This is a genomic window from Chryseobacterium sp. MIQD13 (genome assembly GCF_050496705.1).
Lineage (GTDB): Bacteria > Bacteroidota > Bacteroidia > Flavobacteriales > Weeksellaceae > Chryseobacterium.
The window spans coordinates 289289-304566 of the sequence record NZ_JBNWAF010000001.1 but is presented as its reverse complement, the minus strand read 5'-3'; the positions used below and the strand labels follow the sequence as shown (position 1 = coordinate 304566).

15 protein-coding genes are annotated in these 15278 nt (G+C 37.2%); 9 read left to right on the top strand and 6 right to left on the bottom strand.

The window, feature by feature from the left end; all coding sequences use genetic code 11:
- From ACQWU4_RS01430 to ACQWU4_RS01420, 3 genes are all read right to left on the bottom strand, one after another.
- Complete coding sequence (locus tag ACQWU4_RS01430) at positions 1 to 696, bottom strand: DUF3307 domain-containing protein (protein ID WP_429933982.1); 696 nt, start codon at positions 694 to 696, stop codon at positions 1 to 3.
- Positions 697 to 698: 2 nt separating this feature from the next.
- Positions 699 to 1304, bottom strand: coding sequence for a SatD family protein (locus tag ACQWU4_RS01425; RefSeq protein ID WP_429933981.1), 606 nt, complete (start codon positions 1302 to 1304; stop codon positions 699 to 701).
- A 225-nt stretch (positions 1305 to 1529) separates the two neighbouring features.
- Positions 1530 to 3428: an endonuclease gene (locus ACQWU4_RS01420; RefSeq protein ID WP_429933980.1), complete on the bottom strand. Its 1899-nt coding sequence runs from the start codon at positions 3426 to 3428 to the stop codon at positions 1530 to 1532.
- Between the two features lie 193 nt (positions 3429 to 3621).
- Here ACQWU4_RS01420 and ACQWU4_RS01415 point away from each other — a divergent pair, with 193 nt between their 5' ends.
- The 9 genes from ACQWU4_RS01415 to ACQWU4_RS01375 all read left to right on the top strand — a co-directional run bounded on the left by ACQWU4_RS01415 (position 3622) and on the right by ACQWU4_RS01375 (position 11980).
- Positions 3622 to 4761: an acyl-CoA dehydrogenase family protein gene (locus ACQWU4_RS01415; protein ID WP_111953316.1), complete on the top strand. Its 1140-nt coding sequence runs from the start codon at positions 3622 to 3624 to the stop codon at positions 4759 to 4761.
- 21 nt (positions 4762 to 4782) lie between these two features.
- Positions 4783 to 5280, top strand: coding sequence for a DinB family protein (locus ACQWU4_RS01410; protein ID WP_429933979.1), 498 nt, complete (start codon positions 4783 to 4785; stop codon positions 5278 to 5280).
- 203 nt (positions 5281 to 5483) lie between these two features.
- Positions 5484 to 8414 (top strand): reprolysin-like metallopeptidase, encoded by a 2931-nt coding sequence (locus tag ACQWU4_RS01405; protein WP_429933978.1) that lies wholly within the window; start codon positions 5484 to 5486, stop codon positions 8412 to 8414.
- Positions 8415 to 8841: 427 nt separating this feature from the next.
- Positions 8842 to 9555, top strand: coding sequence for a hypothetical protein (locus ACQWU4_RS01400; protein WP_429933977.1), 714 nt, complete (start codon positions 8842 to 8844; stop codon positions 9553 to 9555).
- A 10-nt stretch (positions 9556 to 9565) separates the two neighbouring features.
- Positions 9566 to 10003: a hypothetical protein gene (locus ACQWU4_RS01395; protein ID WP_429933976.1), complete on the top strand. Its 438-nt coding sequence runs from the start codon at positions 9566 to 9568 to the stop codon at positions 10001 to 10003.
- 138 nt (positions 10004 to 10141) lie between these two features.
- On the top strand, positions 10142 to 10609 hold the full coding sequence (locus ACQWU4_RS01390; protein ID WP_429933975.1) for a hypothetical protein: 468 nt from the start codon (positions 10142 to 10144) through the stop codon (positions 10607 to 10609).
- Position 10610: 1 nt separating this feature from the next.
- Positions 10611 to 11177, top strand: a complete 567-nt coding sequence (locus ACQWU4_RS01385) for a TlpA family protein disulfide reductase (RefSeq protein WP_429933974.1) — start codon at positions 10611 to 10613, stop codon at positions 11175 to 11177.
- Positions 11178 to 11179: 2 nt separating this feature from the next.
- The gene (locus ACQWU4_RS01380) at positions 11180 to 11785 is read left to right on the top strand and encodes a DUF4230 domain-containing protein (RefSeq protein WP_429933973.1); all 606 of its coding nucleotides are present in this window, start codon (positions 11180 to 11182) and stop codon (positions 11783 to 11785) included.
- 12 nt (positions 11786 to 11797) lie between these two features.
- Positions 11798 to 11980: a hypothetical protein gene (locus tag ACQWU4_RS01375; protein WP_429933972.1), complete on the top strand. Its 183-nt coding sequence runs from the start codon at positions 11798 to 11800 to the stop codon at positions 11978 to 11980.
- Between the two features lie 173 nt (positions 11981 to 12153).
- On the opposite strand, the gene leuB is transcribed toward ACQWU4_RS01375, so the two are convergent.
- From leuB to leuC, 3 genes are read right to left on the bottom strand one after another with little or no spacing between them, the layout of a single operon-like run.
- On the bottom strand, positions 12154 to 13278 hold the full coding sequence (leuB, locus tag ACQWU4_RS01370; protein ID WP_429933971.1) for a 3-isopropylmalate dehydrogenase: 1125 nt from the start codon (positions 13276 to 13278) through the stop codon (positions 12154 to 12156).
- Positions 13259 to 13864 (bottom strand): 3-isopropylmalate dehydratase small subunit, encoded by a 606-nt coding sequence (gene leuD / locus ACQWU4_RS01365; protein ID WP_429933970.1) that lies wholly within the window; start codon positions 13862 to 13864, stop codon positions 13259 to 13261. The genes leuB and leuD overlap by 20 nt, the downstream gene beginning before the upstream one ends.
- A gap of 16 nt (positions 13865 to 13880) precedes the next feature.
- Entirely contained in the window at positions 13881 to 15269 is a 1389-nt protein-coding gene (gene leuC / locus ACQWU4_RS01360) for a 3-isopropylmalate dehydratase large subunit (RefSeq protein WP_429933969.1), read from the bottom strand.
- Positions 15270 to 15278: the final 9 nt, after the last annotated feature.

Genomic DNA, 15278 nt, shown 5'->3' with positions numbered 1-15278 from the left:
TTACTTAGTTAAAATTCCTGTTAATACAGCCATTCCGAAACTCAGCAGTGTACCGATGAGTACATATTCCGTAAGTTTTCTCTGCTTGGCCTGTGCCAGATCACTGAATCTGAAAACCGATTTTGCAGCGACCATAAAACCTACCCCTTCCCAGTGATTCACCATAATAAAAGTGAAAACAAGAAGACGTTCCAAAATCCCGATATATTTTCCTGCACTCGATAGAGATTCGGTCTGTAAACTGCTTTGTGTTTCCGGAACCGGAGTCCACGAAGACAATAATATTTTAATAAAGATGGAAGCAGGTGTTGTAAGGAACAGTGCTGCCATTAATATTTTTAAAAATTCCTGATTCTGTAAAAAACCAAAGCTGAATTCTTTGAAATAGAATGAAATTCCTGCAATCACAAGAATATGCAGCATCTGGTCAATAAAAAACCATCTTTTCTTAGTTTTTATGGTCTGGAAGAAAAGTTTTGAGGCATCAATAATGAGATGAGTACCCCCAACCAGCAGTGAAACCCACCACAAGTCTGTATTCCAGAGAAAAATAAAGCTTAAAACAGTGTGGATCAGAACATGAAGATACAAATAAGGGCTTTTCAGCTTACGGCGTTCTTTATCTGCAACCCAAGAGTTTGGCTGAAGAATAAAATCTCCGAGTAGATGTGCCAATATGAGTTTAATAAAGATCATGCTTACAGTTCTGAGATTTTCTTTTTAAAATATTGGTTGGTTTCTACGATAAGCTCGTAGTTGGCGCGTTTCAGTCTCTGGCTTACCGAGGACTGTGAAATTGCAAATTTCTTTGCAAGGTCTTCCTGTGTGATATCCTGGTTCATAATCATTTCGTGAATGATTTCTGCCGTAGCTACCGTCCAGTTGTCAAAATCTTTTGAAGACCATTTCAGAAGAATATTCAAATCCCTGTCTACGGCTTCATTGGAGGTTTTTATAGAAACGGTGTGGCCGTCACTTTTAAGGTCATTCAGCAGCCTTCCTGAGTTCACGTAAGCCGTTCCGTTGGATTCAGTGATCTTTTCAGAGGAAAAATTTTCTTCACCAATGCCTATTGCGATTCTTACATCTAAATTTTCCTGACTTCTTATAAGAGACTTAATGGCTAGAAAACGCCAGAATACTTCATCAATACTACATTTGAACTGAAACTCATCTCCTCTGTAAATTTCCCATGCGAGCGGTGAACTTCCCCAGTTTTCCAGGAGATTCTTGAGTCTGGTGATCCAAACTTCTGTGTCTGCATGCTGTGAATTTATAATATCACCGGTTATGACCGCTATCATTGTGCAAATATAAGCATAATTACTTATAAATAAAAAATATAAGCAGAAACACTTATAGATATTGATTATTAGTGAATCTGCTTATATCAATGATGCTTTAAACATCAACTTTATGAGTATATTTTATTGCGTCATTGCGAGCGCAGCGAAGCAATCTCTTGTCTTTTAACTTAAAAAGTGTCTTGAGATTGCTTCGCTGCGTTGGCAATAACAGGTTGTTATGTTTTATTTTTTAATAAACTGATAAACTTTATCATCAAGCTTTAAGAAATAAAAACCTGTTGGAAGATATTGTACTGAAATATTTTTCTTATTTCTGAACGGATCCTTTTCAGTAGAAATTACTTTTCCTGAAACATCCAATATCTGAGCTGTTCTAATATCCTGAATTTCTCCGCTTACAAAAAGATCATCATTAACAGGATTAGGATATATTTTAAATTCTTTTGTTGAAGTAATCAGATCAGTTGCGGATAATGTTCCAAGGTTCTGACAGTAATTGGAAGGATAAGAATCCCATTCTCCGATAGTGAATGTACTGTTGGGCTGGTTTATTGTAGTTTTTCTGTACAATGAGATATTGCCATTGGCATTGGATGTATTTTTCAGACCAATTCCATCAACAGTATTAAAGCCTTTATATGCTAATTCCACATACTGACTTCCTGTGTAAGTCATGGGTGTAGAGGCGGTAACAAATTTAGCCTGTAAGTTTGTATAACAAGTAAATGCTGCGTTGGGGTTTAAAACTACAAATGTTTCATTATTGGCAATTTTTCCTTCAAGCTGAAAACTGTCTGAAAAATAATAATTGGTTCCGCTGTAAAACTGAATATTCATATTGTAATTATTCAGGTTAACTTCATGTCCGGTTTTATTAGTAATTTCTATAGCTTTATTATTTGAACTTCCTTCAAGATATTTGGTAATCATTAAATCTTTTGCAAAGCTATCTGAAGCAATGGTAGTTGCAGCCGCACTGTTACTGCCTGGAGACTCCAGATATCCTTTATCATAGGATTTTACGGTAAAATTATAAGTTGTGGATGGAGTCAGCTGATCAATTGTGATACTGGTATTTTTAGTAGTAGCAATAGGTGTTGCAGCACCGTTCAGATAAATTTTATATCCTAAAATATCCGTATCCGTACTTGGAGTCCAGCTTAAATTAACAAAATGGGCATTTTGCTGAACAACCGATAAATTTATTGGAGCAGATGGTGCAACTGCATCAGGAGTTTCAGACCAAATCAAATCTACCCAACCCGGGTTATCAATAAATGGATTCCTATTTTTTTGAATATTATATACAGCATTATTCCTGTCTATTTCCCTTTGTGAAACCGGGTCTAAAGTATTCCATTGTTTTAACATGGCAATATAAGCGGGTTCAAAGGCACGTTCTTCAGTTCCGTCAAGCTGCGATTCATCATTGGCCGGAGTTGTTCCTGCATTATAATTAAACCCGTTCAGCTTTCCTTCATATCTTACAGCGAAATACAGCAATGCTCTTGCAACATCTCCTTTAAATTCATTAATGGGTTCATAAACACGGCCTGTATAAGCCAAACCGGGAGTAGCATCGTTTGCAACTTTTGAACCATTCGTAAAATTATAATATACCGTTGATCCTGCCACACCATAAGGATAATTGGATCTTCTCTGATTGATCCAGCCATCAACCGGTACTACATAAAACAAATCGGAATACATAGGATAGTTACTAATACTTCCTGTACTAAATGTACTTTGCGGTACCATATGTTCTCTATTCCACGCCTGTCCTTCTGCTGTGATAGAACCTCCTCCCTGCAATTGTGCGGAATTATACTCGTATGCATCTGCCCCACCTGGAATTTCTGAATAAATATCCAGTAAGATATAATTTCCACCGGAAGGATTGTTGGTTGTATTATGATCATAATAAACATCCAAATCTGTCTGTTTATAATATTCCTGCAAATCACCATAGTGCCAGTTGATATTCTTTTCAGAAATAATATTGTGCAGTTTGGACTTCAGTGCGTACCCGGTAAGTCCGGCTGTTCCGTCATAATACCCTGCCGGAGCCTGGGCGGAAACGAATGACGAGATCAAAATAATAGGAAATAGAAGTTTTTTCATATCTTAAAAATTGGGAGGCTAAAATAGTAAATTAAAACACTTAAAGTTCCGAAAATTTTATTAAAAAATTATTAATTGTCAAAATATAAAAAATTGATTATTAAAATCTTGCGTATTTGATACTGTATGCGAAATAATTATTTTTGGCATTCCATCAATTTAATTATCTTTGGGAACTAACTATTTTATCTATATGAACACAGAGACTATTGACAACATTAAAATGATAGCAGAAACAGCAAGAGAATTTGCTGAGAAAAATATCAGACCGAATATTATGGAGTGGGACGAGAGCCAGACATTTCCAAAAGATTTATTTCACCAGCTGGGAGAAATGGGTTTTATGGGAATTGTAGTTCCTGAGCAGTACGGAGGTTCTGGTTTAGGCTATCATGAATATGTTACTATTCTGGACGAAATCTCTCAGGTAGATCCGTCTATTGGTCTTTCTGTAGCTGCACACAACTCGCTTTGCACCAATCATATCTATGAGTTCGGAAATGAAGAGCAGAGAAATAAGTGGCTTCCGCAACTTGCTTCAGGAAAAGTGATCGGAGCATGGGGACTTACAGAGCACAATACAGGTTCGGATTCAGGAGGTATGTCTACCACTGCTGTTAAAGATGGTGACGAATGGATCATCAATGGAGCTAAAAACTTTATTACTCATGCTATTTCAGGAGATATAGCTGTAGTAATGACAAGAACAGGTGAAATAGGAGCTAAAAATAATTCTACAGCTTTCGTTTTAGAAAAAGGAATGCCGGGCTTCACTTCAGGAAAGAAAGAAAATAAACTGGGAATGCGTGCTTCAGAAACCGCTGAACTTATTTTCGATAATGTTCGCGTACCGGATTCACACCGTTTGGGAGAAGTTGGAGAAGGATTCAAGCAGGCAATGAAAATTTTGGACGGAGGTAGAATTTCTATCGCAGCTTTAAGTTTAGGTACAGCAAGAGGAGCTTATAAAGCTGCTTTAAAATATGCCAAAGAAAGACATCAGTTCGGAAAAGCAATCGCTGAATTCCAGGCGATCAACTTCATGCTTGCTGATATGGCTACTGAAATTGATGCTGCTGAGCTTTTGATTCAAAGAGCTTCAACACTGAAAAATGCTAAACAAAAAATGACGAAAGAAGGAGCAATGGCAAAATTGTACGCTTCTGAAGCATGTGTAAGAATTTCTAACAATGCTGTTCAGATTTTCGGAGGCTATGGATATACAAAAGACTTCCCTGCTGAGAAATTCTACAGAGATTCCAAACTTTGCACTATCGGTGAAGGAACTTCAGAAATCCAGAGATTAGTAATCGGCAGAGATATTACAAAATAATCTTTTTTAAAATATATACAAATGATTAAACAAGCCCTCCTAGGTGAGTTTCTGTACGAAGCAGAAAGCACAAGAAAACTTTTAAAAGCAATTCCGGACAGTGCCTTAAACTGGAAGCCATCTGAAAAAAACTGGACTACCGGGCAATTAGCTTCTCACATTGCAGAAGTATATAACTGGTACGAGTCCACTTTCAATCAGGATGTTTTCGATATGGGAACATACCAGTATGACAAAGGTGATATTTCCAAAGCTGAAAATATTGTAGCAAAATTTGAAGAAAATGTAGCTAAAGCAAAGAATGTTTTAGAAAATTCAAATGAAGACCATTATTTTAACGAATGGAGAATGGAAATGGGCGGAAATCCACTTTTCCCTCCTATGCCGAAAATTCAGGTAATCCGTTCTTTTTTATACAATCACCTGTATCACCACAGAGGTGAGCTGATTGTTTATTTAAGAGCAACAGGAAATAGTGTACCTGGTTTATACGGACCTACTGCTGACGATCAGATGTAATTTAGACTTATATAATAATAAGTGAATAGCATACGTATTTTGCGTATGCTATTTTCTTTTTTTGAGATAATGTGTTTTTAATTATACGCAATGTATTGCATAATAAACTGAACGCATGTTCTAAAAATTTCTTAAATAATTTTGTTTTTCATAACGTATTTTTTATTAGCTTTGATATTCCACAATCAAAAAGAAAATTTAATATGAAAAAACAATTATCCATGATTGGGATGCTTCTTATTACAGGCATTTCTTTCGCGCAGACTGACCGTCTCTGGAGTGAAGGTTCAAACAAAACACCTTCAAACGTTTTTGAAAACAAAACCTCAATCACAAATCCTAAAGTCTACAATTTAGACCTTACAGGACTGAAGAACGCTCTCGCTAAGGCTCCAAAAAGACTTGCGCCGGGAGAAAAATCAGAAACCATTATCTCTTTTCCAAACTCCGAAGGAAAGATGGAAAATTTTAAAGTAAGGGAAAATTCCAACTTTGATCCTCAGCTTGCCGCGAAATATCCGGATATCAAATCTTACGTAGGCGAAGGCCTTAATGATTCCAATTCAACAGTCTATTTCAGTATTTCTCCGCTTGGTCTTTCTTCGATGGAGATTTATGGCGACAAATCTGCAGTTTTTATTGAGCCTTATACCAAAGATCTGTCTTCTTATGTAGTATACAGAAAGTCAGATAAAAAGGATGATCTCAATAAATTCGAATGTACGGTTATCGACGTAGCACAAAAAGGAGTATCCAACAATAATACTCTAGCTGCAAGACCGAACGCAGATGACGCCAAACTAAGAACATTCAGGCTGGCTCTTTCAACTACAGGAGAATATACAACGTATTTTGGAGGAACTAAAGCAAATGCTCTTGCCGCAATCAACAACACAATGACCCGTGTGAATGGTGTTTTTGAAAAAGATTTTGCAGCAAGAATGGTATTGATCGCCAATAATGATGCTGTAATTTACACCAACGCTTCTACAGATCCATATTCTGCAGCTTCAGGAATGAGCAGCTGGAATTCTCAGCTTCAAAGTACACTGACTTCTGTTATCGGAGAAGCTAATTACGACATAGGACACTTATTCGGAGCTTCCGGAGGAGGTGGAAATGCAGGCTGTATCGGTTGTGTCTGCACCAACGGCTCAAAAGGAAGCGGTTATACTTCGCCTGCAGATGCTATTCCTTCAGGAGATAACTTTGATATCGACTATGTTGCCCATGAAATGGGACATCAGTTCGGTGGAAATCACACTTTCTCCATGAACAACGAAGGAACAGGAGCTAATATGGAACCGGGCTCAGGATCAACTATTATGGGATATGCAGGTATTACCAGCCAGGATATCCAACCGCATTCTGATGCATTCTTCCACGCAATAAGCATCCAGCAGATCACGAATAATATTAAAGCTAAAACATGTCCGGTAAGTACTTCTACAGGAAATTCAATCCCTACAGCCAATGCCGGCCTTGATTATACAATTCCAAAAGGCACACCGTTCATGCTTACAGGAACAGGAACTGATGCCAATGGAGACTCGTTAACTTATATCTGGGAACAGATGGACAATGCATCTTCTTCCCAAACAGGAGCCAGTTCTGCAGCAAGTGCCACTAAAGCATCAGGTCCTACTTTCAGATCATGGACACCTACAGCTTCTCCAACAAGATATTTCCCGAGAATGGCATCTATCTTAACCGGAGCTACAACTACAGCGGGTTCAGAGATTACAGTAGAAGCATTATCTAATGTTGCAAGATCATTAAACTTCAGGTTTACGGTTCGCGACAACAGAGCCGGAGGTTCCGGAAACAATTCTGATGATGCTTTGATTACTGTAAACGCAACAGCAGGGCCTTTCAGTGTTTCATCACAAAACTCAGCAACTACCTACGCAGGAGGAAGTTCACAAACTGTAACATGGAATGTGGCAGGAACAACTGCAAATAATGTAAATGCTGCTAATGTAGATATTTTATGGTCAACAGACAGTGGGAACACATGGACTACCCTTCTTGCCGGAACTCCTAATGACGGAACACAGGCTGTAACCATTCCAAATACATCTACTACTACAGGAAGAATTATGGTGAAAGGCTCAAACCACATCTTCTTTGATGTAAATAATGCCAATATCACAGTGAATGCAGGCGGTGGTACAGATACTGTAGCCCCTACAGCTCCTACCCTTGCTGCTTCCGGAACTACAGCTACGACTACAAACCTTTCCTGGAGTGGAGCTACAGACAATGTAGGCGTTACAGGTTATGATGTATATATGAACGGATCTGTAATCGGAAATACTGCATCTACTACGTATACAGTTACAAGTTTAACTCCTTCAACAACTTACAGCTTCACTGTTAAATCTAAAGATGCAGCAGGAAATGTTTCCCCTTCAAGTAATACGGTAAGCGTTACAACACTTTCCGGAGGTACAGTAACTTACTGTTCATCTTCTGCAAGCAATACGGCAGATGAAAGAATCGGGAATGTGAAATTCGGTACTATTAATAATACTTCAACCGGAAATGCAGGTTATGAGAACTTCACGTCTGTTTCTACTAATGTAACAAAAGGAAGCGCTTATACTATTTCGGTAACTCCAACATGGACTTCAACGGTTTACAGCGAGGCTTATGCGGTGTATATTGATTATAATGGTGATGGCGACTTTACAGACAGTGGAGAATTAGCATGGTCTAAAGCAGGTTCTACAACTACACCTGCAACAGGAAGCATTACCATTCCTGCAACCGCAACTGTAGGCTCTACAAGAATGAGAGTAATGATGAAGTACAGCTCTGCTCCTACTTCTTCATGTGAGGCCTTTACTTATGGCCAGGTTGAAGATTACACCCTGAATATTGTTTCTTCAGGAAGAGGAGACCTTCTTGATACCAAAGATCTGATCACTGATATCAAACTGTATCCAAACCCTGTAAGAGATATGCTACATATTTCTAATACAACATCAGAGGATTATAAAATCTTCGATATGGGCGGAAAACTAATTAATTCAGGAAAACTAGAAAGAGGCAGCGTAAATGTAAGCGGACTTATCAAAGGAGCTTATATGATCCAGATTGGAGAAACTGCCAAGAGATTCATTAAAAATTAATAACCACTAAGTAAACACTTTGGAAGACTGCCTTCGGGCAGTCTTTTTTTATGCAATTCCAATATTTAAATATCTCATATTTTGAATATAAGCTATGATAAAAATACAGTATAAAAAATATATAAAATCTATTCATAATTATTTATTTAAGTAAAATTAATCAAAATTTAAAAAATTTAATTTAAATTTATCATTCAAATTTCTTGGTACCGCTACCCGATCAGATTGGAGCCAAATTCTGACGTTAGATTTTTATCTTATTAATGAACGATTTTCTCTTCTGAATTTTATTTCCTGAAAGTTCGCTTCTTGTAAGTAAATTATTATTGAAATAAGCTTAAACTACAAAATACTTTTCGCGTAGTTAAATCGCACCTCAAATCAAAACCGGATTTTATAAGAACAAATAATCATAAAAACTTTTACCATGAAACATTTATTTAAGTACATCTTTTTTATAACCGCTGTATTCTTTTCGGCGGCCTGTAGTTCGGACAGTGAAGAAATAAACAATCCAACGGGAGTTGTTACCCATGTATTCTATAAAAATGCAGATGAATTTGCATTAACTTATGATCCGGCAGGAACGGTAAGCCAAACCATCAGAAATCAGGCATTTGATTTATACAAACAAGGTAAATGGAGCGAACTGGAAGCACTCTTTAATGCCAACAACCTCAATGGCGGATGGCCACCTGCAAACGGCGGTTATAACATTTTTGATGACGTTCCGTTTCAGGCCGGACAAAAATTTGACAGATACAGCGGAACTGTCGGCAGCTATGATGGTACAGGAGTTCCTACTTTAGGAGGCAGTTTTACAAGTCCTATTATAAACGGATATGTCTATACTTTCTCACAAAGAGCCTTAAACCAACCGGAAAATAAATATGATTTTTATTATGAAATAGATGTTCTGAATAATTTACTACCTTTCAAATCTCAGGTAGCCGATGTAATTCCGTGGTTTAATCAGGTTGGCGGTGGTAAGCAAACCATGTGGAAAATCCCGATTGATGTAGCGACAGGCTATCAGAAAACATGGAATAAACTGGCACAGGAAGGATATGTAAAAATTACTATCAAAAAAAGTCCGAGCGGAAAATACAATAATGTGGTAGGTACCGTTATTCAGCAATAAATAAATTCAGATGTATTCAATATCAAAAAAAATAAGCATAGGAAAACAGGTAAACGTTTCAAAAAATCGTTTCATCAATGATGAAATCATACCGTCTGCAACAACAAAATTCACGTGCTGCGATTGCGGTCATGAAAATGTAATTGAGATTTCTCCATATAAGTCAGGATTTCCTATCTCTCAGATCTATAATGATGATCAGGTTTTATCCAGAAATGAATTACTTAAAAATAAGATGGTTACCGAAACTTCACAAAGAATGCTCCATTTCGGAGATTTAACGGTGCGTGATTTACCTACCCTGTATTTCGGAACAGACTGCCAGAATTGCTATTCAAAATATTTCTGTGTGTTCAGTTATGGAGAATGGCAGCCGGGATTAACACTTTTAAATATTTCAGGTATCTGGAAATATGAAAAGCCGGAGTCATCTGATTTAAACCATTAAGGAAAAACCACAGTTCAGGCTGTGGTTTTCTGTTAAAAAAGTTTACAGCCAATATTCAATTTTTATCTGAAGAGATATGCAGGTGCATTACAAAATTTCCAAATTCGTTTTCTATCTTTGCTGTAAATAATAAAATTCATGGATAAAATTGACAGTCTGAACCAAGTTGCAGAATTCCACACTACTTTTAAAGCCCCTATTTTAGATACCCCACAAATCCCTTCCCAGGAAAGATGCAACCTCAGAGTTGAACTTTTGCAGGAAGAATTAAATGAATTAAAGCAGGCAATTGCTGATAATGATATTGTAGAAATAGCTGATGCACTGTGTGATCTCCAGTATGTTTTAAGCGGAGCTGTACTGGAATTCGGACTTGGCAATAAATTTGTAGAGCTATTCAACGAAGTACAGCGCTCCAATATGTCTAAAGCATGTGACAATGCAGAGCAGGCAGAGGAAACTGTAGCATTTTATAAAGAAAAAGAAGTAGAATCTTTTTATGAAGAATCAGGAGAGAAATTTAATGTCTACAGAAAAGCAGACCATAAAGTTTTGAAAAATAAATATTACTCCCCTGCGGATTTAAAAACAATTATCGAAAAATAATATGAAAAAATTTATTACTAATATTGTTGCCGTTTCAAGCTTTGTTTTGGCTTCCCAGCAGTTCAGCGCCCAAAAAGTAGTGATGAACCGTGAAGTGGAAACCCAGAATGACGGCAAAATGCTTTTGGGAAATCAGTTCAAAGAGCAGTTTTTAAAAGCTCCGTATGCAGACTGGTATGTGAAAGAACATGATGAATATGCTGTTGATCAGAAAGCAATAAGCGAATTAAGAAAGTCTAAATTCAATACATATTCCCTGACTGTTTTTATGGGAACATGGTGCGAAGACAGCCACAGGGATTTCCCAAGACTGACAAGGATCCTGGAAGAATTGAAGTACCCTGATAATAAACTGACAATTATTGCTGTTAACCGCAAAAAAGAATCCCCTACCGGAGATGAGGTTCGTTATAATATTCAAAAAGTTCCAACCATTATTGTAGAAAAATACGGTAAAGAGATTGGAAGAATTATAGAAATGCCGACTTCCGGATATATTGAAAGAGATCTTGTTGAAATTCTGAAAAAAGACGACAGTTCTGTAATCAAAGAAATATTTAAGAAATAACGTTGAGAAATTACAAGGTAATCATATCATTTGCAGCGGGAATTCTCGTTATGCTGATCCTGTTTCTGGGCCTTAAGTCATGCTTTAATCTTGGCGGAAAAACAGAAAAATCGGACTATTATATTCTGACTAATCAAATTTCCAAGATGAATAAAATGGTGGTGATGGAGCAGAATGTTTCCAGCATGCAGAAAACCAAGATGGGTTATGAAGTATTTGGTAAAGAAGTTTCAAACAACAGCATTATTACCTATACTAAAACCAATGCACAGGTTTCCTATGATCTTAATAAAATGAAGATCGAAGTAGATTCCATCAACAAAAAGCTGGTGATTACCGAACTTCCTGAAGCAGAAATAAGAATTACACCCAGTGTTGAGATCCAGTCTCTGGACGATTCCTTTTTCAACAGAATTTCAGAAAATGATATTAAAAATGTGACGCAGAAAGCTAAAGAAACTGCGATACAGTCTGTTAATCAGAATCAGTTGAGAACAGAAGGGCGTAAACAATTAATGGAAAATCTCAACAATATTTTCGTTTTGGCAAAAGCTTTGAATTATACTATAGAAGACGAAACCGGAAAGCTCGGTGTTTTAGGACTCTAAAAATGTAAAGCTATGGATTCAAAAGACAACAAAAAGAAAGAATCTGCCAACAGTGCAGAAACGAAAAAGCAGAATCAGGATTTCCAAAATATTCCTGCTTCATCAGAAAAAAGTAATCCGCCTGATATTAGTAAGGAAGATGTTCAGAAAGCTTCAAAAAACAAATCAGGAAAAACAGATAATACGAAAAAATAGAAAAAGGTTCTGTCTCATAGGAGGCGGAACCTTTTCTTTATCAAATGTTTTTGAATCATTTAACTACTAATATTTTCAAAAGATTCAAAGGATATAAAATCGAAAGATTCCATCTCATATGAGACAGAACCTTTCTAACTAATCTATTATTTATGTGAACTGTTGATTAAAATTTATACGATCGTAGATTTTCCGATCTTTATATTTTCAAAATTATAGTAAGATTTTTCAGAATATCTGATGTAATCTGCAATAAAACTTCCTACCTCGCTTGTGGAGTAATGCTGTTCTGAATTAAGATCTAATGTAACATATCTGTTTTCAATAGCATGTTCTACTGCCCTTCTTAATTTATCAGCAGCTTCAGGAAGCTCAAGATAATCGAGCATCATAGCTGTGCTCAGGATAGATGCTACAGGATTGGCAATACCTTTTCCTTTTGCCTGTGGATAAGAACCGTGAATGGGTTCAAATAAAGCATTTTCCTCTCCTATGGATGCTGATGGTAAAAGGCCGATGGAACCACCAATAACACTGGCTTCATCAGAAATAATATCTCCAAACATATTTTCGGTAAGAATAACGTCAAACTGTTTTGGATTGAGAACCAGCTGCATTGCTGCATTATCTACAAATATATAGTCCAGCTGTACGTCAGGATATTGAGAGGCAATTTTCTGACATGTTTTTCTCCACAGCCTCGAAGTATCCAAAACATTGGCTTTATCAATCAATGTAAGTTTCTTTTTCCTTTTTTGAGCTTCTTTAAAAGCCATATGGGCAATCGGAAGAATCTCTTCTGTACTGTATTTGCAGATATCATAGGCATATTTACCATCCGGATCTGTAAATTTTTCACCAAAATAAATCCCGCTCACCAATTCTCTGAAAATCTGGATATCCGTTCCTTCGATAATTTCTCTTTTCAAAGGACTTTTATCAATCAGTGAAGCATAAGTCTTCAAAGGTCTGATATTGGCATATAATCCCAATTCTTTGCGAAGCTTCAGCAATCCTTGTTCAGGTCTTACTTTTGCTTCAGGATTGTTGTCGAAAACAGGATCTCCTATGGCACCGAAAAGAACCGCATCCGAATCTTTACAGATTTTTAATGTTTCTTCAGGAAGAGGATCACCCGTTTTAAAAATAGCTTCAGCTCCCATTAATCCATAAGAAAACTGAAACTGGCAGTGAAAAACTTCTGCCACAGCATCCAGTACCTTCATACTTTCACCGACCACTTCGAGTCCGATTCCGTCTCCGGGCAGAACTGCTATTTTAAAATAATTGTTGCTCATGCTTTTGTGTTTTTAGTTCAAACTGTTTTATCGCCTGTTTTTTGCTGATTAAAAAATCAATATCGTCATAGCCGTTGATAAGGCATATTTTCTTGTAGGAATCAAGTTCAAAGGTTTCTGTTTTGCCATTAAAGCTGATTGTCTGCTGTTCTACATCCACAGCAATTTCCAGTTCAGGATTTTCAGTAATATTTTTTAGAATATCTTTTAAAAATCCTTCGGAAACCTTTACAGGAAGAAGCCCGTTATTCAGGGCATTCCCTTTAAAAATATCGGCGAAATAGCTGGATATAATTACTTTAAAACCATAATCAGTCAAAGACCAGGCGGCATGTTCCCTGCTGCTTCCGCACCCGAAATTATTTCCGGCCACTAAAATCTCACCGCTGTATCTGGAATTGTTTAATACAAATTCCGGATCAGGTTCTCCTGTATGAATATTAAACCTCCAGTCTCTGAACAGATTTTCTCCAAAACCTTTCCTGTCAATACTTTTAAGAAATCTGGCAGGAATAATCTGGTCTGTATCTATATTTTCTGCCGGCAATGGCACTGCAGTGGACTTTATATGTGTTAGTTTTTGCATTGGTACGTGTGATCTTTTAGTTTAAGCTTTCAAAAGCTGAAATTTTTCCTTCTATAGCTGCTTTGGCTGCGGTAAGCGGACTGGCTAAAATTGTTCTTGCTCCCTGCCCCTGTCTTCCTTCAAAATTCCTGTTTGATGTGGAAACACAGTATTCTCCTTCCGGTATCTTATCATCATTCATGGCCAGACAGGCAGAACATCCCGGCTGACGGATCTGGAATCCTGCATCACTGAATATTTTATCCAAGCCTTCTTCATAAATCTGCTTTACTACCTGTTGGGAACCTGGAACGATCAGCGCTTTTACAGTTTCAGACTTTGTTTTTCCCTTGATATATTTTGCCGCAGAACGGAAATCCTCTATTCTGGCATTGGTACAGCTTCCGATAAATACATGCTGTACTTTAATACCTGCAACTTCCTGTCCTGCTTTCAGTCCCATATATTGAAGTGCTTTTTCCTCAGATTCATTTTGTGGGACAGGAATGGCCTCATGAATTGAAATTCCCATTCCCGGATTGGTTCCGTAAGTAATCATTGGAAAAATTTCTGATGCATCAAATGTCAGTTCTTTATCAAAAACAGCTTCTTCATCCGTTTTTAAAGTTTCCCAGTGCTTCAGTTTCTCTGTCCATTCCTCTCCTTTTGGAGCAAATGTTTTTCCTTTTACATATTCAAATGTGGTTTCATCCGGTGCAATCATTCCGCCTCTGGCTCCCATTTCAATACTCATATTGCAGACGGTCATTCTTCCTTCCATAGACATTTCTTCAAAAACATTTCCGGCATACTCACAGAAATAACCTGTTCCGCCATCAGTTCCTATTTTGGAAATAATATAAAGGATAACATCTTTTGGCTGTACATTTTCATTCAATTTTCCGTTTACTGTAATCCTCATGGATTTAGGTTTGTTCAGCAACAGACACTGGCTGGCAAAAACCTGAGCAACCTGACTCGTTCCAATACCGAAAGCAATAGCACCGAAAGCTCCATGTGTAGAAGTATGGCTGTCTCCGCAAACAATACTCATTCCTGGCTGGGTAATCCCCAATTCAGGGGCAATAATGTGAACTATTCCCTGATAAGAATGACCTAATCCGAACAATTCAATATTATTTTTCTTACAGTTTTCAGTAAGCTGCTCAACCTGATTTCTGGAAAGCTCGTCACGGATTGGTTGTTCCTGATTTAGGGTAGGAACATTATGATCTGCTGTAGCTACAATCTGTTTTGCTCTGAAAACTTCAAGATTTCTGGCCTCAAGTTCTGCAAAAGCCTGTGGACTGGTTACTTCATGGATCAGATGTTTATCTATATAAATGATTTGAGGTCCGTCCGGAATGGTTTCTACAACATGAGCATCCCAAACTTTGTCAAAAAGTGTCTTTCTATTATTGTCCATATTCAATTT